The organism is Acinetobacter lactucae (assembly GCF_001605885.1).
GTDB classification, from domain to species: Bacteria; Pseudomonadota; Gammaproteobacteria; order Pseudomonadales; family Moraxellaceae; genus Acinetobacter; species Acinetobacter lactucae.
This window is the reverse complement of sequence record NZ_LRPE01000015.1, coordinates 26,051-51,356: the sequence shown is the minus strand read 5'-3', so window position 1 is coordinate 51,356 and position 25,306 is coordinate 26,051. Positions and strand designations below refer to the sequence as shown.

Sequence of the window (25,306 nt, the reverse complement as noted above, 5' to 3'; positions counted from 1 at the left end):
CCATCCAATTCCCTTTGCAAGGGGTATTTCAACCTTTTTCACTTGAGTGCCGTTTTTTTCTACTATTTTGCGAAAAAAGTGATATATATGACTTTTTTTTAGGCGTTTCTATCACTTTTATTAATTCTTATTTTGGGAAAATAAACTTCATCTTAGATTTTTGATGTCTTCAATAGAGTTTATAGACATATATAGTCCCTTAATTCCAAAGAATCCAAAGAATCCAAAGAATCCAAAGAATCCAAAGAATCCAAAGAATCCAAAGAATCCAAAGAAGTAATAGAGTAAATACTCTACCCCGCTTTATATTTCTTATTGTTTTTTAATTTAATTCTTTAACTATATAAGTATGCTTAGATGGTTCCACGTGGAACGTTTAATTACTTTGGTAACTCTAAAATAAAAAAGCAGGATTACTCCTGCTTTTATCACCATATAACTTTCTTATTAATCAGTGAAAATTACACGTGCAATTGCTTTCTTACCTGACTGAATAATGAAAGTACCGTTTTCTTTTACAGAGAAACTTGCATCAACCGCGTTCCAGTCAACTTTTACTGCTCCACGAGCTACAGCATCTTTTGCAGCTGCTGCATTCGGATTTAGGCCTGCTACACGTAGAATGGTAGCAATAAAGATTTCTCCACCAAACTCACCACGTGAAATAGTTACTTCCGGTGTGTCTTCAGGTACTTCACCTTCTGTAATACGGTTGCCCGCACTCTTATGGGCATTAGCAGCAGCTTCTGCATCATGGAAGCGCTCAACGAGCTCAAGTGCAAGAATACGTTTTACTTCTTGTGGATTACGACCAGCAGCAATTTCATCTAATAAAGCTTTGATCTCATCAAGAGATTTGAAACTTAATAAATCGAAATAGCGTTCGATTAAAGAGTCTGGCATTGATAAAACTTTTTGGTACATTGCCCCTGGTGTATCAAATACACCAATATAGTTACCTAAAGATTTAGACATTTTATTTACGCCATCTAGACCTTCTAGAATCGGCACAGTGATACACACTTGAGATTCTTGGCCATAACGACTTTGTAAAGTACGACCCATAAGTAAGTTAAAGGTCTGGTCTGTACCACCTAATTCTACGTCTGCTTCAAGTGCAATAGAGTCATAACCTTGAACTAAAGGATATAAAAACTCATGAATTGCGATCGGCTGATGATTGCTATAACGCTTTGTAAAGTCATCACGTTCTAACATGCGAGATACGGTTTGCTGGCTTGCTAACTGAATAAGGTCAGCAGCAGATTTTTGATTAAACCATTCTGAGTTAAAACGTACTTTTGTTTTATTCGGATCTAATATTTTGAAAACTTGTTCTTGATAAGTTTTAGCGTTAGCTTCTACTTGTTCACGTGACAACGGCGGACGAGTTGCGCTTTTACCAGTTGGGTCACCGATCATCGCTGTATAGTCACCAATCAAGAAGGTAACTTCATGGCCCAAATCTTGGAAAGTTTTTAATTTATTAATAAGAACGGTATGTCCTAAATGTAAATCTGGTGCTGTAGGATCAAAACCAGCTTTAATTTTAAGAGGACGATTCTCTTTAAGCTTTTTCAGTAAATCTTCTTCTGAAATAATTTCGTGCGTGCCTCGTTGGATGAGGGCAAGCTGTTCTTCGGCGGGCAAGAAATTTGACATCACAAAACCTAAACACATCAGTTATTCAATTTGTGCGATATACTAACATTTTTTCAGCGTCTTGCAGGGGAAGTTGCATATGAGCGCAATCTATATCGGCGTAATGACTGGCACTAGTATGGATGGTGTGGATATTGTTGCGGCTTCATTTGAGCCACTACAGCTTCATGCCACACTTACAGTTCCATTCGAACCCGAGTTACGTGATGAGCTTATGGCATTAACTTTACCCGATGACAATGAAATTGACCGCATGGGTAAAGCTGATGTTGCTCTAGCCAAAATGATTGGTGATGGGATTAATACTCTCATTGAAAAGCACCAATTAGACCGTAGCCAAATAAAAGCAATTGGTTCACATGGACAAACTATTCGTCACCGTCCAGAACATGGATTTACACTACAAATTGGTGATCCCAATATTATTACTGAAATTACTCAGATTCCGGTGGTTTCAGATTTCCGTCGTAGAGATATGGCAGCTGGCGGTCAAGGTGCCCCATTGGTTCCAGCTTTCCATCAAGCATTATTTCAACATCCGAGCATTCATCGTGTGATTTTGAATTTAGGTGGTATTGCCAATGTGAGTATGCTGCCTGCCAATAACCCTGAAGGTGTATTTGGTTTTGATACGGGCCCTGCAAATATTTTGATGGATGCGTGGTGTCATCGCCATACAGGTCATCCATATGATGAAAATGGTGATTGGGCTGCTTATGGTCATCCTATCCGTTCTTTGCTCGATCGTCTTCATGCACATGAATATTTTTCTAAAGAACCGCCTAAGAGCACAGGACGTGAAGACTTTAATATTGACTGGTTAGATGACCAGTTAATCGATTGGCGAAATGATTTAACTTATGATGAGTTAGAAGATACCCCTGAAAACATCCAAGCAACGCTATTAAAACTTACTGTGCGTGCCATTCAAAAAGCGATTTATCGCTCTGAGATGGAAACAGGCGAAGTATATGTTTGTGGTGGTGGTGCTTATAACTCTTATTTATTAGAACAATTACGTTGGCGTCTTCGTAAGCATAATTGGTCTGTTCAACCTACAGATGTTTTAGGGCTATCCCCTACTTGGGTAGAGGCTACAGCATTTGCATGGTTGGCAATGCGTTTTGTAAATGGTTTAAGTGGTAATTTGCCAGCAGTAACAGGTGCTTCGGATTTCAGAATCCTAGGTACGATCACGGCGGTATAAAACTATTTATTGATTGGTTTGGTTAGATTCGACCTCATAGCACATTTACTGACCCGAAATGCTGTTATTTAAATGAGCATAAAAACTCATGATAAATGCCAACAAAAATAATTTAAGGCTTTTTTTCATGGATCTGACCAACCGTATTCATCAATACACACGTGGGGCTTGGACATTCGATGTGATTGATTCAGGGCCTATAGATGGTCCTCTCGTTGTTTTATTGCATGGTTTTCCAGAGACTGCTCATAGTTGGGAGCAAACCTCTGAATTATTGCATCAGCATGGATTTCGAACACTTGCGATTCATCAACGTGGTTATAGTTTAAATGCTAGGCCTCAAAGCCGATTTCAATATTCATTGAGTGAACTTGTAGAAGATGTGGCGAGTTTAATTGAGCAACTTGGTCAGCCAGTTTATTTAATTGGGCATGACTGGGGCTCGGCAATCGCTTCGGGGGTTGCCATGAAATATCCACAATATATTCAACATCTCACTTTAGTTTCTGTGCCCCACCAAGCTGCATTTTTAAAAGCTTGTTTAAGCAGTAGACAACTTTTTAAATCTTATTATTTTGCAATTTTTCAGCTACCGATTCTGCCCGAACTTTTATTTAAAAAGTTGCCTAAATTGGGTCATAAGTTTCTGAAGTCATCTGGCATGACCGAGCAGCAAATTGAAATATTCGAGGCTGAGTTTATAAAGGAAAAGAGATTATCTACGGCGTTGAATTGGTATCGTGGCTTTTTTTGGGACAAGCCTCAAAATCCATTTAAAGCCATAGATGTTCCTACTCTCTTTATTTGGGGTAAACATGATATTGCCGTTACAGAAAAAAGTGCGGAGCTAAACTCACGTTATTTTAAAAATAGTTATGACGCAGTTTTTATGGATGCATCACATTGGATTCCCTATCAGAATGCACCTGAACTCGTGCAATGTTTTTTAGAATCTATCCGTGAAAAATAATAATTTGATCAATAAAAAAAACCTCTCGTTACGGAGAGGTTTTTTAAATTTTAAAATTCTGTTAAATCGAGAATGAAGAACCACAACCACATGTTGTTGTTGCATTCGGATTTTGTACGATAAAACGCGAACCCTCTAGGCCCTCTACGTAATCAACTACTGAACCAATGAGATATTGGTAGCTCAGTGAGTCAACCAGCATTTTTACATCGCCATTTACGAATTCTGCATCATCTTCATTTACGCTCTCAGCAAAATTGAAGCCATACGAAAACCCTGAACACCCGCCTCCCGTTACATATACACGTAACATGAGATCGTCATTCCCTTCACTATCACGGAGTTGGCGTACCTTATTGGCAGCATTATCTGTCAAAACTAGAGCTTGGGCATTCATGATGATTGTTCCTCGGATTTTGCTGTGCCTTTCAAAATAAAAAAGACCCTATATTGAGTATAGCATAATCAATATAGGGTCTGTCTTCGAAGTTTAAAGCGAATCTTGAGTATTTTTATCAAGATTATTTGTAATTCTCATCTTGTAAGCCACATTCGAAGTTTTTAGCATCTTGCTTACAACGGAATTGCCATAGTAATTTCATCATACGTTTATCGTACACACCGCGTTGTGTAAGGTTAATTCGAGACTCACGCATGAGCTTTTGGTAACCTGGTTTATCGGCTGCTGGGACATCCATCCAGTATTTTTGTGGAATATCAGCTTTCATTTTACCCAAGATGGTAAAAGCACGTGGTAGTTGACCCGAAACCCATTCTCTAGATTTTTGCCCAAAACCAGCAGGGAATTTATCTGGACGGATAATAATATTTCCCGTGACCTGTAAGATTGGATAATTCACAATCGCACCTTTTGTGCCCAAACCTTTTTGTAGCTCCAAAGGTTTAAATGCTGCTGCTGGCGCACCAATAATATCAACTTGATGGTTATTAAATTTCGCACCGAAATTTGTTACGTCCGCACTCACAGCCTGTGCCCCAACCTGCTGAACCATAATTTTTTGTGCTTCATCATAATCAAGAACAGCAATTTTCTTACCTGCAGCTTTTGCTACCGTATTGATGCTGCGATCATTTACTAGAAGGTAAGCATCACCAACCGGAATAACACCGACAACTTCATAGCGACCATTCACCATATATTTACTAAAAGTTGGACTCGCTAAACCTTGCATCACTTTTACAGCAAGCTTGAGATCAGGAATGGCACCAATTGCGTCTAATGACCCTGTGAATGAGTTAAATTGGCGTCCACGCATCCCTGACACACTAATACCATCACATTTACCCGCTTTAAAATCTTCCGCAATCACGGCTTCATTCTGGTTTACTTTAAGCTCGATATCAGCTCCCCAGTTTTTAGCGGCAAGTTGATAATCCTTCATCAGTGCATAGACATCGCCATTTTTTCCAACGAAGTCAAAAACACATACTGTTTGTTTAGCCTGAGCTGCAAAAGAAACTGTGGTAAGTCCCATCGCAAGTAATAGCATTTTGGAAAATTGCATATTCTTTTTCCTTTCCTTGTGGAGTTTTTGTTTTTCGATACCAAGAAATTTCACACCATCAGGTATGAATCGGATAGACCTCATCTAAAAATCATGTTGGAGTACTTTTATAGACCGTATTTGCTTTTATGATTTTATTTCCATGAAAAATAGATAGCGATTAACCTACCTATTAGCAATTATTTTAATCACTTAAGTCCTTGATCCATTTTTATACCTTCATGTTTCCTTATGAAGTTTTTATCTAAATTTAGCTTAACGTCTTTCTAACTAACCACAATGGCAGAACTGACAGCACATATAAAACAAAAAGCCTAGAACTCAGTCTAGGCTTTCTGAAAGAAATTAAGATTATTCACCAGGCATTGAACATTCAAAGTTAGCCTTGTCTACAGAACAACGTGCTTTTTTAAGTACAGACATCATTCCTGCATCGTAAACACCGCGTTTAGTTAAGTCCATACGGCCATCACGCAACATTTTTTGATACTTAAGCTTATCTTCTGCACTTAAGTTCATTTTGTATTTGCCAGGAATTTGCGCTTCTAAACGGTTGATCATTGCAAAGTTCTTAGGCAACTGTTTAACAAACCAGTCACGAGATTTTTGACCAAAACCAGCTGGGAATTTATCAGAACGTAATACTAGATCTGCTGTAACGTGTAATACAGGGAAGTTCCACATTACACCGTTTGCGCCTAAACCTTTATTTAATTCTAATGGTTTATAAGCATAAGCAGGCGCACCTACCATATCTACCTGACCATTGTTAAATTTCGCAGCGAAGTTTGAAATATCAGAAAGAACCGCTTGAGCGCCTACGCGTTGCACCATAATTTTTTGTGCATCGTCATAACCTAATACAGCGAATTTTTTACCCGCAGCTTTTTCAACAGAGTTGATGTTTTTGTCACGTACGAAAATGAATGCTGAACCTAGCGGAGAAATACCAGCAACTTCGTATTTTTTACCCCCCATATTCGTGGTCATTTTTGCTGCATTACGCGCATCTAATACATAAGTAATTGCACGTTGAGCGATTTGGTTATTTGGAACACCACCAAGTGAGTCGATAGATCCTGCGAATTTGTTATATTGGCGTGCACGCATTGCTGTCATTGCTACAGCATCACATTTACCCGCTTTAAAATCATTATCAGCAACAGCCTCGTCCTGACGAGGAACCAAGTTAATTTCAGTACCCCAGCCTTTTGCAGCAAGAGCCCATTCTTCCATCATTTTATATGAGTCGCCTGCTTTTCCTAAGAGGTCGAATACACATACGGTACTCGCTGCTTGCGCTGAAGCAGAAAAACCAACAACAGAAGCGGCAGCCATAGCAAGTACGATTTTTTTCATTTTCTTCATCCTTCCACGGAACAGATTTTTTGTTTGAAGTTTCCTTTCAAACACAGATATTAATCATGTTTTTTAGAAAAAAATAGAGCTTTTACTCAAATATTTTTATCTCATTGAACCATTGTTTGTTCGATTTAAATTATTTATTAAAAGGAAAAATTGCTAATTTTCCGTAAGTTATTTTTTATATTCACAATTTTCATACCCATATTCAGCTTTGAAATATATGTAGCGTTTTTGTGTTTAAAAAATAAACTACTCCCCATTAAGCGTACATTCAAAATTTGTTCGTTCAACTGTACAGCGAGCACGCTTAAGCACACTCATCATGGTTGCATCGTATACACCTTGTTTTGTTAAGCTGAGGCGGCCTTCGCGTAAAATTTTTTGATACTTGGTTTTATCTTCTGCTGAAAAATTCATTTTAATTTTTGATGGTACGCCCATTTCCAGCCGTTTTATCATGGCAAAGTTCTGAGGTAATTTTTGTATAAACCAAGCACGTGACTTTATACCAAAATCTGTGGGGAACTTATCACTTCGGGCAACTAAATCCCCCGTAACGTTAACCACGGGGAAAGTAAACATTGCTCCTTTTACTCCAACGCCTTTACCAATCTCTAAAGGTTTATAAGCATAAGCTGGCGCAGCAATTGCATCGACTTGTCCACTATTAAACTTTTTCACAAAATCGGTAATTTCTGAAGGAATAGGCTGGGCACCTACACTTTCCACCATAATCTTCTGCGCTGCGTCATATTGTAAAATAGCAAACTTAGTACCGCGTACTTTTTCAATTGAGTTGAGGTTTTTATCCCTCACAAATAAATAGGCCAATCCAATCTGGACAATGCCAACAACTTCGTAATTGGTTCCATTTTGTGCTGTCACCATTCGGTGTTTATTACGTTTATCTAAAACATAACTGATTGCTTTTTGGGCAATTGCATTACTGGTTACCCCACCAATCGCATCAATTGAACCTGCAAATTTATTGTAATTTCGCGCCCGCATGGAAGTCATATAAGCGGCGTCACACTTACCTTCACGCAGTCTACGGTCAACTAAGCCTTCATCTTGAAATGGAATTAAAGTGATATCTGCTTGCCATTCTTTCGCTTCAAGCGCCCACTCTTCCATCATTTTATAGGATTCACCTGACTTTCCTAATAAATCAAACACGCAGACATTTTGTCCTGCATGTGCTGCCCCCATAGCACAGCAAAATACTGCACTAATTATCCCCAATCTTGTTTTCATTTGACTTTCCTTAGTCTAGTTTTATTAGTGGCTTATTAATCAACCAAACTTTAAACTGTTTTTATTTTAGCCACATTTTTCTAAATGTGTTCTATCTTGTTCAATATTTTGAAAATTTCAGATGAATAGCGAAATTTAGAATGTCTGGATATATCTAATTATTAATACCTACTCACTAAAATCCGGAAAGTTTTGTTTTCATCGGCAGTTCTCTTTAAAATACAGCATCCCTAACTCACCTCGATACAATAAGATGATTCAATTTGACCAAGTTTCTTTACGCCGCGGTGGACGTGTTCTATTTCAAAAAGCGTCTATGCAATTACACCCAGGTTGGAAGATTGGTCTAACTGGGGTAAATGGTGCAGGTAAATCGACTTTATTTGCTGCATTACTTGGCAGTTTAGGTGCAGATGAAGGTTCACTTACTCGTCCGACAGGCTGGACCGTGGCGCATATGGCGCAAGAAGTAAAAGCCCTAGATATGCCTGCAATTGATTTTGTTCTTTCAGGTGATGAAGAGTTTTGGGATATTCAAAATAAGCTTGCTCAACCCGATCAACTGACTGATTTTGAACTGGCTAAATTGCATGGCCGCTTTGATGAAATTCATGGTTATTCAGCTCCATCTAAAGCTGCTCAGCTCATGGCGGGTCTTGGCTTTCTAGAAAATCAGTTACGTTTAAACGTTGAGAGTTTCTCAGGTGGATGGCGTATGCGTTTAAATTTGGCGCGTACATTGATGAGTCGTTCAGATTTACTATTACTAGACGAACCAACCAACCACTTAGACTTGGATGCAATTTTGTGGTTAGAAGATTGGCTTAAAGCCTATGAAGGTACTCTCATCTTAATTTCGCATGACCGCGACTTTTTAGATGCGATTACAGATCATATTCTTCATATTGAAAATCAAGAACTCACGCTTTACACCGGAAACTACTCTACATTTGAAACCACGCGTAGTGAACGTCTTGCTCAGCAGCAGCAAGCTTTTGAGAAGCAGCAAGAAACACGTGCTCATCTACAAAAATTTATTGACCGATTTAAAGCAAAAGCGACTAAAGCTCGTCAGGCACAAAGTCGTATTAAACAACTTGAACGCATGCAGCAACTTGCACCCGCTCACATCGATACGCCATTTACTTTTAGTTTCCGTGAACCGACTAAAATGAGCTCTCCTTTGCTGACTTTAGATAATGCCAGCATTGGTTATGGTGATAAACAGATAGCCGAAAAAATCAGATTACAAATTACACCAAACTCACGTATTGGTTTGCTTGGGATGAATGGCGCAGGTAAATCAACATTAATTAAAAGTTTGGTTGGTGATTTACCACTCTTGGCAGGTGAACGTAAAGCTTCCGAGCTGCTTAACATTGGTTACTTTGCACAGCACCAAATGGATGCTTTAGATGGCAATGCTAGTCCAATGCTACAGCTTGCCCGTATAGCAGATAAACAAATTAGTGAAGCCATCCTACGTTCGTTCTTAGGTAGTTTTGGCTTTAGTGGTGAACGCATGGATACGCCATGTGAAAGCTTTTCTGGTGGAGAACGCGCTCGTTTAGCCCTAGCACTCATTGTATGGCAGCGTCCAAATGTTTTAATTCTCGATGAACCGACAAACCATTTAGATCTTGATATGCGTCATGCACTGAGCATGGCATTACAAGATTTTGAAGGTGCAGTTGTTCTGGTTTCCCATGAACGCCAACTCATTGCAAGTGTTTGTGACGAGCTTCTTTTAGTACATGGCGGTAAATGTACTGAGTTCGAAGGCGATTTACAGGATTATGCAAAATGGCTACGTGAAGCACGCCAGCAACAAATCAATGCTCAGACTGCAGTAGCACAGACTAACTCATCCTCTACCACTGTTGCCCCAGCTAAAGTTGATAAAGAAGCACAGCGTAAAGAAGCGGCTCGCCGTCGTGAACAGACTCGACCTATTCGTAAAAATATTGAAAAGGTTGAGTCTCAAATTGAAAAGCTACAACCGCAGCTTGCCAAAATTGAAGAATCCTTAGCTGATTCTTCTTTATATGACGCTGCACGTAAGGATGATTTACTTAAGCTTATGAATGAACAGACAGAGTTGAAAGCTAAACTTGAACAATATGAAGAGCAGCTGTTAGAACTCATGATGGAATTGGAAGAAATGGAAGCTTCTTTTGATTAATCTATTTTCTAAAATAAAAAAGCCGATTTCTTAATCGGCTTTTTTATTGATTAGTAAGGCGTATAAAAAGCCCCTAATTCATTTAAATTGGTATTGATCGGTAAAGGCCAAACATTGCTTGATAGACTGTCAGCAATATATAAATCGTAACCACCTCGACTGCCTGTTTGTCCTGCAAGAGATACAACCATGTAGCGCTGATCTAAAGGAGCTGGATCGGAAGTATCATAATTAATACTGTTAAATGGTAAACGTATAGTTTGTTTATTAGCCATATCATAGATATAGATCTGGTCATGAGGATTTGTTGGACTGTACCAGCGTACATATAAGAACCGACTTCCTTGCCACCATATTGGATAATATGAAGCTATATTGGTCAGTTGTGTATCATAAGCACCCGACTGATCAATACTGAAAATTCGAGAATTATTTCCAGCACCTTTCGCATATAAGATTTGAGTAGTATTCACCATTGGATAAGGCATCGACTCTTCTATGTCCCAACCATTTTGCGTGACAGAAGTCATCGTCCGATCAGTCATTTTGACGATTTTTAGATCGCCATTTTGTTTAAAAATAATACGCTGGTTATCTATGAATTTAGGATCTTCATCGCGCTTATTATTGCCCTGAGTTAAGTTAATGGGTAACTCAGTGCTTCCGACTTTCCAAACATATACATCCCATGCATCACCATAATGCTGCCCAGAGTTCACTCCCATGAAAGTTAACCATTTTCCATCTGGAGAGAAATGGCCATTCATCATATGGTCAATTTTCCAATTTGTGCCCAGTAATGTAGTCTGCTGTGTTGTGAAGTTATACAAATAAAGCTTACTGTCCCATGCGTCATAATCACTATAACGATGAAATACTAATTTTCCGTAAAAGGTGGGGGCTATCGCAGCATGCAGTTGAAATAAACAATTAAAAAAAATGATCCCAATGCATAAGAGTATGTGAGTTTTTTTCAAAATTATATTCTCTTGATATAAATAAAAACTACCACTTAAACGGCAGTTTAAAAGTTCAGTTCTTATAAAAGAAAAGGCTTTGTCTTAAACTAAACAAAGCCTTTTCTTTAAATATCATAAACAATTATCTAAATTTTTTATGATTTTCATTTCGTATTGTGACTAAATTGATTGCTTCAGTTTTGGCTTGATCTAATTGTCCTTGCTCAACCAAAGCAGTTACTTTATCAATCTCGGCAACAAGCTGATCTAAACCGGCTTGATACTCTTTTACCTTTACATTTTCTTTTGGCAAACCTTCGAGTTTATGTGGTAAATATTGCTTAGAAGAAACAGCTGCTTCACGCATTACAACAAGCTGTTGTTTCGCGTTATCAGTATCTTTTGCTTCAGCAAATGCTTTAGTACTCTTAGCTAAAGTTTTCATATTCGTTTCTAGGTCTGCCGCCGAAACAGCAGAACTTCCTAAAACCGCACATGAAATTAAAAGGCTAGCTAATAACTTCTGACTCATCATTCTCTCCCTAGACTGATTTAGAATCATGTTATGAATTAAGCATCAATATCCGCATTTAAAGCATTCTCTTCAATGAATGCGCGACGTGGTTCAACGTCATCACCCATTAAGCAAGAGAACATACGATCTGCTTCAATCGCATCGTCAATGGTTACCTGCAACATATTACGGTTTTCAGGATCCATTGTCGTTTCCCAAAGCTGTTCAGCATTCATCTCTCCAAGACCTTTATAGCGTTGGATCATCATACCGCGACGAGAATCTTGCAAAATGTGTTGCCAAACTTGATGGAAGTTAGCCACTTGAATACGGCGATCACCTTTTTGTAAATAAGCGCCATCTTCAAGTAAAGTGAACCAACTCTTCGAGTTTTTCAACAAACGTGCATACTCAGCTGAATTCAATAAAGCTGCATCAAGCAAATACGCGTGTGGCAGGTTATGAACATACACCGTAATACGCGGCCAATAATGCGCAGATTTTTCACCTTGAGCATTTTCACGTTCAAATGCCTCTAGTGAAATTTCCGGACGTAAGCTTGGCTGTAATCTAGTAATGATATCGCGTACCTGATCAGCCCATTGTTGTACATAAGCTTCATCGTGGTTTTGATCGCTCTTGAATGCTTCTACTTCAAGTAAAGCATCCAGTAAGCTCGCTGGATAACGTAAAGTTAAACGCTGTAAGCTCTTTTGTGAAACTTGATAGTCCTGAATCACTTTTGCAAGAGCTTCACCTGTAATTGCAGGTGCTTCAGCATTGGTATGCAAAGATAACTCATCAATCGCATTTGAGATGAGATACGTTTCTAATGCATCATTATCTTTGATGTATTGTTCTTGCTTACCTTTTTTCAATTTATACAAAGGTGGCTGAGCAATATAAATATGACCACGCTCAACCAATTCTGGCATTTGACGGAAGAAGAACGTTAACAACAAGGTACGAATGTGAGAACCATCGACGTCAGCATCAGTCATGATAATGATTTTATGATAACGAAGTTTATCAGGGTTATATTCTTCACGACCAATACCACAGCCAAGTGCAGTGATTAAAGTACCCACTTCCTGACTTGAAATCATTTTGTCAAAGCGTGCACGTTCAACGTTCAGAATTTTACCTTTCAACGGTAAAATAGCCTGCATCTTACGGTTACGGCCTTGCTTAGCACTACCACCCGCAGAGTCACCCTCGACTAAATATAATTCAGAAAGTGCTGGGTCTTTTTCCTGACAATCTGCCAATTTACCTGGTAAACCAGCAATATCAAGTGCACTCTTACGACGCGTCATTTCACGAGCTTTACGCGCAGCATCACGTGCACGTGCAGCATCAATAATTTTACCGGCAATCGATTTTGCAGCTTGTGGGTTTTCAAGTAAGTAAGCAGAGAACTCTTTGTTCATTGCTTGCTCAACCGCTGGTTTTACTTCACTCGATACCAGTTTCTCTTTAGTTTGAGATGAGAATTTCGGATCAGGTACTTTGACCGAAATAATCGCCGTTAAACCTTCACGAGCATCATCACCTGTCACATTGACTTTTTCTTTCTTGAGAATATTTTCATTTTCAAGATATTGGTTCAGACCACGTGTTAAAGCCGCACGGAAACCAGCTAAATGCGTACCGCCATCTTTTTGAGGAATATTGTTGGTAAAGCAACGCACATTTTCTTGATAACTTTCGTTCCACTGCAATGCAACTTCTACACCAATACCATTTTCGGTATCTGCAGTGAAATGGAAAATCTCGTTTAGATGAGTTTTACCTTCGTTAATATATTTTACAAACTCAGATAAACCACCTTCGTAGTCATATACATGCTCAAGGTTAATACGTTCATCACGTAAAACAATACGCACACCCGCGTTTAAAAATGAAAGCTCTCGTAAACGACGCGCTAGGATTTCAACGTTAAAAATAGTTTGACTAAAAGTTAGTTCACTTGGCCAAAAACGTACAGTTGTACCACTCTTATCCGTTTCACCAATCACACGTAATGGATATTGAGGATCACCGTGGTGATACTCTTGTTCGTGCACTTGGCCAGCGCGATTAATAATTAAATGCAATTTACTTGAAAGCGCATTTACAACTGAAACGCCTACGCCGTGCAAACCACCTGAAACTTTATAGCTGTTATCGTCAAACTTACCGCCTGCGTGCAAGATCGTAAGAATTACTTCTGCTGCAGAAACCCCTTCTTCAGGGTGGATATCGGTTGGAATACCACGGCCATTATCAGAAACACTCACTGATTCATCTTCGTGAATAGTGACAATAATTTCATCACAATGTCCCGCTAAAGCTTCATCGATTGCGTTATCGACAACCTCGAATACCATATGGTGTAAACCGGTACCGTCGTCTGTATCCCCAATATACATCCCCGGACGTTTACGAACTGCATCTAATCCACGTAATACTTTAATACTAGAGGAATCATAAGCCTTTTCATTGGTTTGTTCTGTTTGAGAGGCTGATTGAGACTCTGAACTCATGGTTTCTCCCTAGCAAATATAGGTTTATTCAAAGATGGGTAACATCAAAAAATTATGGTGAAGCAAGACTAACTTGACCGGATTCAACATTGAATAATTGATATGAAATAGACAGATCATGTAAGTGTTTTTTTACCGATGCATGATCTAAAGTTGTCATAAAAACCTGGCTACCAAGTTGGCTTAATCGTTCAATTAAACGTTGTTGTGCGGTTAAGTCTAATTCTGCTGTCAGATCATCTAATAATACCACAGTTTCCTTATTACTCGCATGCAACATTGCAATTTGTGACAGTTTTAAGGCAATAATCAGTAGTTTTTTCTGACCTCTTGATAAAACAACATCAGCATGTCCAAACGGGGTTTTTAAGCGCAAATCTGCACGATGTGGACCATATTCGGTATAGCGTCTTTCGATGTCTTTTTGGTGTTGATTCAGCAAGTCTTGCATAAGTCCCTGCTCTGTATGAAAACCTGGACTATATTCCAGTTCAATCTCCAGATCAGGTAATAATTGCCTTAAATCATTTTGAAAAAAGACATTCCATTGTTCCACAATACTTAAACGTTGAGAGTGTAAAATTTCACCATAATCACTCAACATTTTGTTCCACGGCTCTAAATCCGCTAAAGAAATATTCCGTCTGGTTTTAAGTAAGGTATTACGCTGTTTTAATGCACGAGAATAATATTGCCAAGCAAAATAAAACTCAGGTTCCACGTGGAACATCAACCAATCTAAAAGCTGGCGCCGAGGTTTCGCCCCATGGTCAATAATATCTGTACTTTGTGGATCAATATGTTGCAAAGGCAGCAGTTTAGCCAATTGCCCTTGTGTAGCCACCGTATCGCCATTGACCTTCATCAACTGCTCACCAGTGGCTAACTTTTGCATGCCAATTTTTTCAGTTGCAGACTGGGCGAAGACAATCGCATCTTCGGCAGAATATTGAATATAATTTTTGGGGATATGGGTACGGAATGACCGCCCTGTTGCAAGCAAATGGATTGCTTCCAGAATTGAAGTTTTTCCTGAACCGTTAGCGCCATAAAATACATTAAACGGTTGCAACCCTTGGAGTGCAACCGTTTTTAAATTACGCACACGTTCAATATTTAAACGCGTAAGATGCATATTAGATAGCCAGATTATACACGCATCGGCATAACGACATAGGTTTGATCAGGATGTGCCGGATCTTGAACCAATACAGACTGGTTTGCCTCAGTCATGCTCATATTAACATCATCACCATCAAGCACACCTAAAACATCTAGTAAATATTGCGCATTAAATGACATTTCAAGCGGTATGTTTTGATACTGAATCGCTAAATCTTCAATCGCTTCGTCTTGTTCAGGGTTATTTGCACGCAGTTGTAAAGAGTCTTGATTAAAATTCAAGAAAACACCACGTAACTTCTCATTACTCAAAATTGCGACACGTTGTAATGATTGTTTAAACACATCATGGCTAATTAACACATGTTTATCGCCACCACGTGGAATTACACGACGATAATCAGGGAATTTTCCATCAATCAATTTCGTCGTAAAACGAACAGTGATATCGCCCTGCTCTTTGTCACGGCTTGGTGTATTAATCGTTACATTTAACAATTCACGGCCAATGAGTAACGTTAATTGTTCATCTTCAATACTGAGTAAACGCTGCAATTCACCCACAGCTTTACGAGGCACAATTGCTTGAACCAATTGAGATGATGTAGAAGAGGCAGTAATTTCACAAAGTGCTAAGCGGTGTCCATCTGTTGTTACTGCACGCAATTGATTTTCATCAATTTCTAATAAAGTACCAGTTAAATAGAAACGCACATCCTGTACAGCCATCGCAAAAGCAGTTTTTTCAAATAAACGCTTTAACTCACGTTGGGTGACCTGTACTTGTGTACCTTGACTATTTTCAGTCGTCAATAATGGATAATCTTCTGCCGGTAAAGTACCTAATACAAAACGGCTATTACCAGATTTTAAGATACATCTTTGATCTTCAGTAATTTGTAAATCAATCAATGCAGCTGTAGGCAATGATTTACAAATTTCCATCAACTTACGAGCAGGAACAGTTGTTTCACCTGCTTCAATGCATGCCCCTTCTGTTAAAACAGTACTGGCAACCAGCTCGACTTCTAAATCAGAACCAGTAATGGTGAGTGCCTGAGCATTAGTCTGAATTTTGACGTTTGAAAGAATATTCAATGTATGACGACGTTCTACCGCACCGACAACATGCGATAAAACATTGAGTAAGCTTTCTTTAGCGATTTTCAAACGCACGATTCATTCCTCTAGCAACTTGGAGCAAATATTTCATTTTTTAGCTGTGTACTATGCTGCACTTACGTAGACTTTGCAACAACGTCTTATTATTTCATTAACTCTGAAGTAGACGCAGTAGATTTTTATAATCTTCGTCAAAAATCGGATCTTCCTCTCGAAGACTCACAACTTTTTCACAAGCATGCATCACCGTACTATGGTCACGCCCACCAAAAGCCATTCCAATTTCAGGAAAACTATCACCCGTCAACTCACGAGCAAGACCCATTGCTAACTGACGCGGTCGAGCATAGATTCGTGTCCGTTTTGGTCCAACCAATTCTTTTAAAGGAATACGGAAATATTCACTGACCACACGTTGGATATTTTCTACACTAATTGTACGCGCACGAATTGCCAATACATCTTTTAAAGACTCACGGACAACATCAAGATCGATTGGCGCACCTTTAAAACGGGAAATTGCAACAACTTTATTGAGCGCACCTTCAAGTTCACGTACATTGGCAACCACTTGTTGTGCAATAAATAACGCACAGTTCCGAGGTAAATCAACGCCGCTATTTTCAGCTTTCTTCAATAGAATTTCGATACGAGTTTCAATATCTGGTGGCTCAACACCTACAGAAAGTCCCCAAGAAAAGCGAGATACCAAACGCGGATCTAACTCGGTCAATTCTTTTGGATAACGATCTGAAGTTAAAATAATCTGTTTAGATTCATCAAGTAAAGCATTAAATGTATAGAAGAATTCAACCAAACTTGCTTCTTTACCAGCTAAGAGATGAATATCATCAACCAACAGTAAATCTAAAGAACGGCAATTTTTCTTAAATTCTTCAACTTTGCCTTTTTGCAAAGAACTTACAAAATCCTGAACGAAGCTCTCAGAGGTCATATACATCACCCGTGCATTAGGCTTGGCTTGTAATAAAGCATTACCAACCGCTTGCATCAAGTGAGTCTTACCCAACCCTGTCGGGCCATATAAAAATAATGGGTTGTGCTGTGAGGCACCTAATTGAGTTAATACTTTTCTACATGTTTCAGCAGCCATCTGGTTTGAACGGCCCTCAACAAATAAAGAAAAAGTAAATTGAGGATTTAATAGCTTCTTTTTCGGTGTTTTAGTGTTTACAACACCACTAGTAGTTGAACTAGAAATTGAATCCAGTTCTTTTTTTACTTTAATAGTTTGTTGAGGTGCACTGTGTAAAGCAGCTGTTGTAGTTGCTGGCTGTTCACTCGATGACAAAATACTGCCAGGACGAGAATCAACTAAAATCTCAACCTGACGCACACGTCCCTCAGATAACTGTTCGGCCAATATAGAAATTAATTCTAAATGGTTCTCTTGAATGTAACGCGTCCAATAAGGGTTAGGTGCATAAAGACGCAGTATTCCTTCTACTTCTTCAGCAACTAATGGGCGAATCCACATCGCAAAGACGTTATCAGATAGCTCTTGTCGCAAGCGAGTTAAGCAGTCTGTCCAAAGCATGTGTATCCCCTATTTCTGCGTTTTTAAATTCAAATAATCTAAAGATTAACCCTTCCTGATGAGAAGGGGTCGCCATTCTAACCAAGTTATCCACATCTGTCATGACGATTTCGTTTGATTTTGCCTAAAAAGAAATCTCTTGTGAATAAATTTAAATTCAAAACGGCTTGTGTATAACTTTTTGCACAACCTGTGGATAAATTAACACATAAACTTATCCACAATCCATAAATATAGTAAAAACAGAGTTATCAACAACTCAAATATTTGTTTTTTAAATTTAAAAGTGCGAAATCCACAGAAAAAGTTATCCCTAATAAGAATAAATTTAAATTTCTAAATTTGAATTTATTTAATAGGAGGATAATCTTTTGTGGATAACTGCAAAATATGAATTTAAATTCAAATGAAGCAAATCAAAAGCAAAATGATATCTGGTTTTGTTGATAAATATGTATATAAGGTGTGTATATATTAAAAGTTCTAATAAAAATAGACAATTACTTTGTGTATAACTTTTAAAGCTATATATTGCACTGAATTATGGCAAGGATAAAAAGAAGTAAAGAGATTAAAAATTTGGGTTAAATACAAAACTTTCTTGGTTTTTCATTGACAGCGTAAACATTGCACAATAAAATCGCGGACCTTTATAGAAAGATCATTTTTGGGAGTTTCAATATGAAACGTACTTTCCAACCATCTGAATTAAAGCGTAAACGCGTTCATGGTTTCCGTGCTCGTATGGCAACTAAAGCTGGTCGTCAAGTATTAGCTCGTCGTCGTGCAAAAGGTCGTCATAGCTTAACTGTTTAATACTGTTACGCTGACCAGACTTGGGTGTGATGACACTTTACAGTTTTAGCACAGACGTGCGAATACGCTGTGCTGCAGATTATAAAAGTGTATTTGATGGTGCGCTTTTTAAAGTGCATCAACCCCATTTTTTATTTCTTGCAAAATTAACCGAACAGCCTAAAAGCCGTTTGGGTATTGTTGTTGCTAAGAAAAAAGTGCGCCGTGCGCATGAAAGAAATCGAATAAAACGTCTTGCTCGTGAGAGCTTTCGTCTACATCAGCCGAATTTTGGATCAGACATAGATGTTGTGGTGATGCCGAAAGTTGGTATAGAAACGATTACGAATGCTGAGCTATATCAACAATTAGATTTTGCTTGGCAAAAATTACAGCGCTTAGCAAAAAAACATTCTAAAGTTGGCACAACCTCGCAGAATTAAGAGATAGCCAATGGTCCGTTTTCTACGTTGGTTGATTCGACTGTATCAAATTGCGATTAGTCCGCTTCTTGGACCCCGTTGTCGTTATATCCCGACTTGTTCCCAATATGCGATAGAAGCATTGCAAACTCATGGTGCGATAAAAGGCGTTTGGTTATCTTCTAAACGGATTTGTCGTTGTCATCCGTGGGGAGGATCTGGATATGATCCGGTACCGCCAAAAGCAATTCGTTTTATTTCGTTTCATCAAATAGATTCTCAAACGCATCATGTTGCTGTACCCTTTCGTGATCGTTTACTGAAGCAAAATCTCTCTAACCATTTGGGGTAATAGATATGCAACAATGGGCCAGGTTTGCAATTCTCGGGGCCATGTTTGTCACCGCATATTTGCTCATTTTGGCTTGGCAAAAAGATTATGGAAATGCTGCAACTGCACCGCAACAACAAGCGGCGGCTGTAAGCTCGCATGAAGTATCTGCTGATTTGCCAAATGCTAAAAATGCAACAGTGGCTTCCGATGTGCCACAAGCAAATATTGCGCAGTCACAAACCACAGATGCAACTGCACCTGTGAATCAACAGCTTATTTCAGTACAAACTGACCTTTACCATATTTGGATCAATCCAAAAGGTGGTGATATTGTTCGTATTGAATTACTCTCACACGACAAAAGCAAAGACAGCGATCAACCTTTTGTTATGCTTGAAAATGATGCCAAGCGTACATATGTTGCTCAATCTGGCTTAATTGGTTTGAATGGACCAGATAGTAGTCGTGGTGGTCGTCCATTATATGCTGTTGAAAAAACATCATATACTTTGGCTGATGCTAAAGGCGTACAGGATCAAAAGGGTCAAACTGGAAAAGTTTTAAACGTTCCGATGGTATTTAAAACACCTGAAGGCGTTGAAATTATTAAGACTTTTACTTTCACCCAAGGTCAATATCCAATTGTTGTAAAACATCAAGTCATTAACCGTAGCCAACAAAGCTGGCAAGGTCAGATGTTTGGACAATTAAAGCGTGATAATTCTGATGATCCTGGTAAATCTTCTCAAGGTATTTTCACTCTAGGAACTTTCTTAGGTGGAGCTTGGGGAACGCCTGATGCACATTACAATAAGCTTAAATTTGCTAATTTCTCAGAAGAAAAAGTAAATACTGAAGCGAAAGGTGGATGGGTTGCGATTGTTCAGCATTATTTTGTCAGTGCTTGGATTCCTGGAAATCTTAAGTTAACTCAAGCCAATGGCCAGCCTTATGTGGCTAAACTTGAATCTCGTCAATCTGCTGATCATATGAATATCATTGGTTTTACTTCACCAGTGATTAATGTTCCGGCAGGCACTTCAATGGAAGTGGATGCAAAACTTTATTCAGGTCCGAAAGTACAATCTGAATTAAAAGATTTAGCTGTTGGTTTAAATCAGACTGTTGATTATGGTTGGTTATGGCCGATTGCTAAGTTACTGTTCTTAGGTCTTCAATTCTTCCATAACATTGTGGGTAACTGGGGATGGTCAATCATTTTACTTACGATTTTAGTAAAATTGATTTTGTGGCCTTTATCTTCAAAAAGTTATCGTTCTATGGCGAAAATGCGTGTGATTGCACCAGAAATGCAACGCATGAAAGAAGAGTTCGGTGAAGACCGTATGCGCTTCTCGCAAGAAATGATGGCTTTATACAAGCGTGAACAAGTAAATCCACTTTCAGGCTGTTTACCATTGTTGCTACAAATGCCAATTTTCCTTGCTTTGTACTGGGTACTCATGGAAAGTGTGGAATTACGTCATGCACCATGGTTAGGTTGGATTCAAGACTTGTCAGCGATGGATCCTTGGTTCATCTTGCCGTTAATCATGGGTGTTACCATGTTTGCTCAGCAGATGTTGAACCCGCAACCAGCTGATCCAATGCAGGCAAAAGTGTTCCGCATTATGCCGATTATGTTCACTGTATTTATGTTGTTCTTCCCGGCAGGTCTCGTGCTGTACTGGATTGTGAACAACAGTATTACTATTTTACAGCAATCGTTTATTAATAAGAGTGTTGAGAAAAGTCGTATCAGTAAGACTGAATCGGCTTCTTAATCGTTGAACTTTTGCTGAATAAATCCGCTTAAGATGGTAATCTTAGGCGGATTTTTCTTTGGCTGGATTTTAGGTTTTTAGGTGAATAATATGCAAAGTCAAACCACGATTGCTGCAATTGCAACGCCACCTGGGCGTGGTGGTGTGGGCGTGATTCGCCTATCTGGACCTAAGGCTTATGAAATTGCTCAAAACCTGACACAAAAAAACTTGCCTGAAGCACGTATGGCGGGTTTTCGTAAGTTTTATGATGCTGATAGCAACATTATGGATGAAGGGATTGTTCTTTGCTTTCCTAATCCACACTCGTTTACAGGTGAAGATGTTGTAGAGCTACAAGGTCACGGCGGTCCGGTCATTCAAAATGCCTTGCTTGGACGCTTATTTGAGCTTGGTGCAATTGCTGCAAAAGCCGGTGAATTTTCCATGCGAGCTTTTGAAAATGGCAAGATGGATTTGGTACAAGCAGAAGCAATTGCAGATCTGATTGATGCGACTTCGCAAGCTGCGGCACGCTCTGCAGTTCGTTCTTTACAAGGCGCTTTTTCAACAAAAATTAATACCGTTTTAGAAAAACTGATTCATTTACGCTTGCATGTTGAAGCTGCAATTGATTTTCCTGAAGAAGAAATCGATTTTTTGGCAGATGGCAAAATTTTAGCTTTACTTGAAGATGTTCAGCAGTCGGTACATGCAGTTCAAACCTCTGCACGACAAGGGCAATTATTACGTGAAGGTTTACAAGTTGTTATTGCAGGTAAACCAAATGCGGGTAAATCAAGCCTGTTAAATGCGCTTGCAGGTGTTGAGCGTGCAATTGTGACGGATATTGCCGGTACAACCCGTGATGTATTGCATGAAAAAATTAGCTTAAATGGTCTACCAATCACTTTAACAGACACAGCCGGCCTTCGTGAGACAGGTGACATCGTTGAAAAAGAAGGGATTCGTAGAGCAATCAAAGAAATTGAGCAGGCTGATTTGTTATTGCTGGTTTATGATTTAAATCAAGGTGATGACCCCTTAAAACTTGCTCAAGAATATTTTGCTGAGCACATTGAACCGCGTCGTTTAATGTTAATTGGTAATAAATGCGATTTAACTGGTCAATTAGCTGAAATAAGCGATTTTCAAGGGTTCCGTCATATAACCGTTTCTGCAAAACAAGAAATGGGCGTACAAGGCCTCGTAGATGCGATTACAGCGCATGCAGGCTTCCACCCTGAGGAAGACACCTTTATTGCAAGAACACGCCATTTAGACGCAATGAAGCGCACACAGCTCTATCTTTTAGAAGCACGCGAGCAACTTGTTGTGTTTAACGCAGGTGAACTGGTTGCTGAGTCTCTACGTCTTGCCCAAAATGCTTTAGGGGAAATTACTGGTGACTTTAGTGCCGATGACCTATTAGGCAAGATTTTTGGTTCATTCTGTATTGGAAAATAATTACAAAATTCTGAATGATGCACTTAGCTGCGTCATTCAGTCACTCGTTAACCGTATCTTTTTAGAACCTTTAAAAACTCATCTAACTCATTCTGATCGACTTTTGCTTCTTTGAGCACATGATGATGTAAGTGCTGTTCCATCAATTCACTCATTAGACCATTTATCGCCCCTTTAATTGCAGCAACTTGTTGAAGTATTTCTATACATGAAATATCTGGCTGTTCCACAGCATGCTCAATACTATTAATTTGTCCTTTTAGTCGTTTTACACGATTAACTATTTTTTTATCCTGACCGACGTGACTCATCTGTGTTCTCTTGTATAATTTAATATACTGGTAGGGAGTATATTGGGTTTAAATTTTATGCAGGATCATAGTGTATCACGTCATCATCAACATCAGTTTGATGAAGGAAATCCACTTGCACAAAAACGTATTTTGATTGCAACAATTTTAACTGCATCCATGATGGTGCTAGAAATATTGGGTGGATGGTTTTTCAATTCAATGGCACTTCTGGCTGATGGTTGGCATATGAGTTCACATATGTTGGCTCTCGGTTTAGCCTATTTTGCTTATCGTGCGGCTCGTCATTATTCAAAAGATCGCCGGTTTAGTTTTGGAACTTGGAAAATCGAGATTTTAGCGGGTTATAGCAGTGCAATTTTGTTGATGGTGGTCGCCATTTTTATGGCGCTTCAATCGATACAACGTTTATTTAATCCAGTTGAAATTTTTTATAATGAAGCTATTCCGATTGCGATTTTGGGTTTGATCATTAATTTGATTTGCGCATGGTTACTTCACGATGATGGACACCATCACCATCACCATCACCATCACCATCACCATCATGATCATGATCATGATCATGGGCATCATCACCATGATTTAAATCAAAAAGCTGCTTTTTTACATGTGGTTGCAGATGCTGTGACTTCTGTTTTCGCAATTATTGCACTTTTCGCAGGTAAATATTTCGGATGGGATTTTTTAGATGCACTTTTAGGAATTTTAGGTGCTATTTTGGTTGCAAAATGGTCTCTCGGCTTAATGAAAGAGACAGGAAAAACTCTCTTAGATGCTGAAATGGATCATCCTGTGGTTGAAGAAATTCGTGAAGTCATTGCTGAATTTCCTAAACATATTGAAATTACAGATATTCATGTTTGGAAGGTCGCGAAAGGTAAGTTTTCTTGTATTTTGGCACTCGAAACTGATGATATTTCTTTAACTGCAGACCAAATTCGCCATGCTTTATCCATTCATGATGAAATTGTGCATATATCGGTAGAAATTAATACTCTAAAACCTATTTATGTTCCACGTGAAACATTGGCATAAATGAGTGGCAGTTTGGTTATAACTCGGTAATCAGTTCTGTTTTAAAAAGCTGAACTGATTAAAATAGTTCCTCTCCTACCTATGAGTCGGTTTTATGCTTAAAAAATTAGGAATATTGGCACTATTTAGTTTAACTGCAAGTGTGAGTTTCGCTAATGTGGATACTGTTAGGGAAAATATTAAAAAACAATATCCTAATTTGAAAATTAGCAATATTCAGAAAACTGAAATGCCTGGGCTATATAGCGCTAATCTTGATCAGCAAATCATTTATGTTGGTGAAGATGGACAACATATGTTTATAGGCTCTATGATTCGGTTAAAAGACCAGAAGAACTTAACCAAAGATTTAGTTTTAGGACAGAACTCAATTGATTGGAAACAGCTACCTCTAAAAGATGCAATTAAAACAGTCAAAGGTAATGGTCAGCATATTTTAGCAGTATTTTCTGATCCAAATTGTCCTTATTGTAAGCAGCTTGAACCTGAACTAGACAAGCTTAAAGATGTGACTATTTACACGTTTATCTATCCTTTAAAACCTCAGTCTATTGTGGTTTCTAGACAAGTTTGGTGTGCACCAAATCAATCTTACTCATGGAAAAAACTGATTCAACAAGGCGTTAAACCAACAGTTACGAGCTGTGCAAACCCAATTGATCGTAATTTGGAATTAGGAAAAAAACTGGGTTTTAATGGCACTCCGACCTTAATTTTTGCAAATGGTTTTAAACTGGTTGGAGCCCGTTCTGCTGAAGAAATTCAGGCAGTGTGGAAAGAGTTAGGCCTTTAAAATAAATTAAAAAAAGCACCATTAGGTGCTTTTTGATTGCCTAAAAGTAATTAACTTTTTCGTGCAATCAAGTTGTAGATAAAAAGAATAACGACGGCACCAATCACGGATGCGATAAAGCCTGCAGCTGAGTTTTCGCCGTAAAGTCCAAGTAAACGACCGCCATAAGTGGCTAAAAGTGAACCAGCAATACCAATCAAGGTAGTTACGATGAAACCTGCTTTATCGTCCCCTGGATGTAAAGCACGAGCGATTAAACCAGCAAAGAAACCAACCACAATAGCAACAATAAGTGACCACATATTTGTTCTCCAGTTGTTTTTTTGATGAAGTTAATGATTTTGCTTCATATTCTATCGTGCGGTAGAGCTGTCTATTTTGTCTGTAGCAGATTGCGACTTTTTGTGTCTTTTTTGT

The 25,306-nt window shown here is 38.7% G+C and carries 23 protein-coding genes; 10 read left to right on the top strand and 13 right to left on the bottom strand.

Annotation, left to right across the window (positions count from 1 at the left end; translation table 11 throughout):
• Positions 1 to 447 precede the first annotated feature (447 nt).
• Entirely contained in the window at positions 448 to 1,680 is a 1,233-nt protein-coding gene (tyrS, locus tag AWW73_RS08485; RefSeq protein ID WP_079748541.1) for a tyrosine--tRNA ligase, read from the bottom strand.
• A 61-nt stretch (positions 1,681 to 1,741) separates the two neighbouring features.
• On the opposite strand from tyrS, the gene AWW73_RS08480 reads away from it, so the two are divergent.
• On the top strand, positions 1,742 to 2,869 hold the full coding sequence (locus AWW73_RS08480) for an anhydro-N-acetylmuramic acid kinase (protein ID WP_062849395.1): 1,128 nt from the start codon (positions 1,742 to 1,744) through the stop codon (positions 2,867 to 2,869).
• A 127-nt stretch (positions 2,870 to 2,996) separates the two neighbouring features.
• Positions 2,997 to 3,839 (top strand): alpha/beta fold hydrolase, encoded by an 843-nt coding sequence (locus AWW73_RS08475; protein WP_062849394.1) that lies wholly within the window; start codon positions 2,997 to 2,999, stop codon positions 3,837 to 3,839.
• 61 nt (positions 3,840 to 3,900) lie between these two features.
• Here AWW73_RS08475 and erpA read toward each other — a convergent pair whose 3' ends face one another.
• From erpA to AWW73_RS08455, 4 genes are all read right to left on the bottom strand, one after another.
• A complete protein-coding gene (gene erpA / locus AWW73_RS08470) occupies positions 3,901 to 4,236 on the bottom strand; it encodes an iron-sulfur cluster insertion protein ErpA (RefSeq protein ID WP_002115421.1) in 336 nt (111 codons plus the stop codon).
• Positions 4,237 to 4,360: 124 nt separating this feature from the next.
• Entirely contained in the window at positions 4,361 to 5,365 is a 1,005-nt protein-coding gene (locus tag AWW73_RS08465) for a putative solute-binding protein (RefSeq protein WP_009392891.1), read from the bottom strand.
• A 351-nt stretch (positions 5,366 to 5,716) separates the two neighbouring features.
• Positions 5,717 to 6,724: a putative solute-binding protein gene (locus tag AWW73_RS18930; RefSeq protein WP_003656045.1), complete on the bottom strand. Its 1,008-nt coding sequence runs from the start codon at positions 6,722 to 6,724 to the stop codon at positions 5,717 to 5,719.
• A gap of 255 nt (positions 6,725 to 6,979) precedes the next feature.
• Positions 6,980 to 7,984, bottom strand: a complete 1,005-nt coding sequence (locus AWW73_RS08455) for a putative solute-binding protein (RefSeq protein ID WP_062849393.1) — start codon at positions 7,982 to 7,984, stop codon at positions 6,980 to 6,982.
• Between the two features lie 253 nt (positions 7,985 to 8,237).
• On the opposite strand from AWW73_RS08455, the gene AWW73_RS08450 reads away from it, so the two are divergent.
• Entirely contained in the window at positions 8,238 to 10,166 is a 1,929-nt protein-coding gene (locus AWW73_RS08450) for an ATP-binding cassette domain-containing protein (protein WP_062849392.1), read from the top strand.
• A 50-nt stretch (positions 10,167 to 10,216) separates the two neighbouring features.
• Here AWW73_RS08450 and AWW73_RS08445 read toward each other — a convergent pair whose 3' ends face one another.
• The 6 genes from AWW73_RS08445 to dnaA all read right to left on the bottom strand — a co-directional run bounded on the left by AWW73_RS08445 (position 10,217) and on the right by dnaA (position 17,966).
• Positions 10,217 to 11,143: a TolB-like translocation protein gene (locus tag AWW73_RS08445; RefSeq protein ID WP_062849391.1), complete on the bottom strand. Its 927-nt coding sequence runs from the start codon at positions 11,141 to 11,143 to the stop codon at positions 10,217 to 10,219.
• 124 nt (positions 11,144 to 11,267) lie between these two features.
• Positions 11,268 to 11,660: a cytochrome b562 gene (gene cybC, locus AWW73_RS08440; protein WP_061875009.1), complete on the bottom strand. Its 393-nt coding sequence runs from the start codon at positions 11,658 to 11,660 to the stop codon at positions 11,268 to 11,270.
• 35 nt (positions 11,661 to 11,695) lie between these two features.
• Complete coding sequence (gyrB, locus tag AWW73_RS08435) at positions 11,696 to 14,164, bottom strand: DNA topoisomerase (ATP-hydrolyzing) subunit B (protein ID WP_016142635.1); 2,469 nt, start codon at positions 14,162 to 14,164, stop codon at positions 11,696 to 11,698.
• Positions 14,165 to 14,216: 52 nt separating this feature from the next.
• The gene (gene recF, locus AWW73_RS08430; protein WP_062849390.1) at positions 14,217 to 15,299 is read right to left on the bottom strand and encodes a DNA replication/repair protein RecF; all 1,083 of its coding nucleotides are present in this window, start codon (positions 15,297 to 15,299) and stop codon (positions 14,217 to 14,219) included.
• 14 nt (positions 15,300 to 15,313) lie between these two features.
• A complete protein-coding gene (dnaN, locus tag AWW73_RS08425) occupies positions 15,314 to 16,462 on the bottom strand; it encodes a DNA polymerase III subunit beta (protein ID WP_002115478.1) in 1,149 nt (382 codons plus the stop codon).
• Between the two features lie 97 nt (positions 16,463 to 16,559).
• Entirely contained in the window at positions 16,560 to 17,966 is a 1,407-nt protein-coding gene (gene dnaA / locus AWW73_RS08420; protein ID WP_031949361.1) for a chromosomal replication initiator protein DnaA, read from the bottom strand.
• Between the two features lie 681 nt (positions 17,967 to 18,647).
• Here dnaA and rpmH point away from each other — a divergent pair.
• From rpmH to mnmE, 5 genes are all read left to right on the top strand, one after another.
• Positions 18,648 to 18,782 (top strand): 50S ribosomal protein L34, encoded by a 135-nt coding sequence (gene rpmH, locus AWW73_RS08415; RefSeq protein WP_000831329.1) that lies wholly within the window; start codon positions 18,648 to 18,650, stop codon positions 18,780 to 18,782.
• Between the two features lie 29 nt (positions 18,783 to 18,811).
• Positions 18,812 to 19,204, top strand: a complete 393-nt coding sequence (rnpA, locus tag AWW73_RS08410; RefSeq protein WP_005063921.1) for a ribonuclease P protein component — start codon at positions 18,812 to 18,814, stop codon at positions 19,202 to 19,204.
• Positions 19,205 to 19,214: 10 nt separating this feature from the next.
• Positions 19,215 to 19,535, top strand: a complete 321-nt coding sequence (gene yidD / locus AWW73_RS08405) for a membrane protein insertion efficiency factor YidD (RefSeq protein ID WP_003656027.1) — start codon at positions 19,215 to 19,217, stop codon at positions 19,533 to 19,535.
• Positions 19,536 to 19,540: 5 nt separating this feature from the next.
• On the top strand, positions 19,541 to 21,301 hold the full coding sequence (gene yidC, locus AWW73_RS08400; RefSeq protein ID WP_031949360.1) for a membrane protein insertase YidC: 1,761 nt from the start codon (positions 19,541 to 19,543) through the stop codon (positions 21,299 to 21,301).
• Between the two features lie 90 nt (positions 21,302 to 21,391).
• On the top strand, positions 21,392 to 22,747 hold the full coding sequence (gene mnmE / locus AWW73_RS08395) for a tRNA uridine-5-carboxymethylaminomethyl(34) synthesis GTPase MnmE (RefSeq protein WP_062849389.1): 1,356 nt from the start codon (positions 21,392 to 21,394) through the stop codon (positions 22,745 to 22,747).
• Between the two features lie 47 nt (positions 22,748 to 22,794).
• Here the strand turns inward: mnmE and AWW73_RS08390 are convergent, their stop codons facing one another.
• Positions 22,795 to 23,058, bottom strand: a complete 264-nt coding sequence (locus tag AWW73_RS08390; RefSeq protein ID WP_062849388.1) for a metal/formaldehyde-sensitive transcriptional repressor — start codon at positions 23,056 to 23,058, stop codon at positions 22,795 to 22,797.
• A 42-nt stretch (positions 23,059 to 23,100) separates the two neighbouring features.
• Here AWW73_RS08390 and dmeF point away from each other — a divergent pair, with 42 nt between their 5' ends.
• Both dmeF and AWW73_RS08380 read left to right on the top strand, forming a co-directional pair.
• Complete coding sequence (dmeF, locus tag AWW73_RS08385; RefSeq protein WP_081409553.1) at positions 23,101 to 24,096, top strand: CDF family Co(II)/Ni(II) efflux transporter DmeF; 996 nt, start codon at positions 23,101 to 23,103, stop codon at positions 24,094 to 24,096.
• Positions 24,097 to 24,190: 94 nt separating this feature from the next.
• Complete coding sequence (locus AWW73_RS08380; RefSeq protein ID WP_062849386.1) at positions 24,191 to 24,889, top strand: DsbC family protein; 699 nt, start codon at positions 24,191 to 24,193, stop codon at positions 24,887 to 24,889.
• Positions 24,890 to 24,939: 50 nt separating this feature from the next.
• On the opposite strand, the gene AWW73_RS08375 is transcribed toward AWW73_RS08380, so the two are convergent.
• Positions 24,940 to 25,191: a GlsB/YeaQ/YmgE family stress response membrane protein gene (locus tag AWW73_RS08375; RefSeq protein WP_016139726.1), complete on the bottom strand. Its 252-nt coding sequence runs from the start codon at positions 25,189 to 25,191 to the stop codon at positions 24,940 to 24,942.
• Between the last annotated feature and the right edge of the window lie 115 nt (positions 25,192 to 25,306).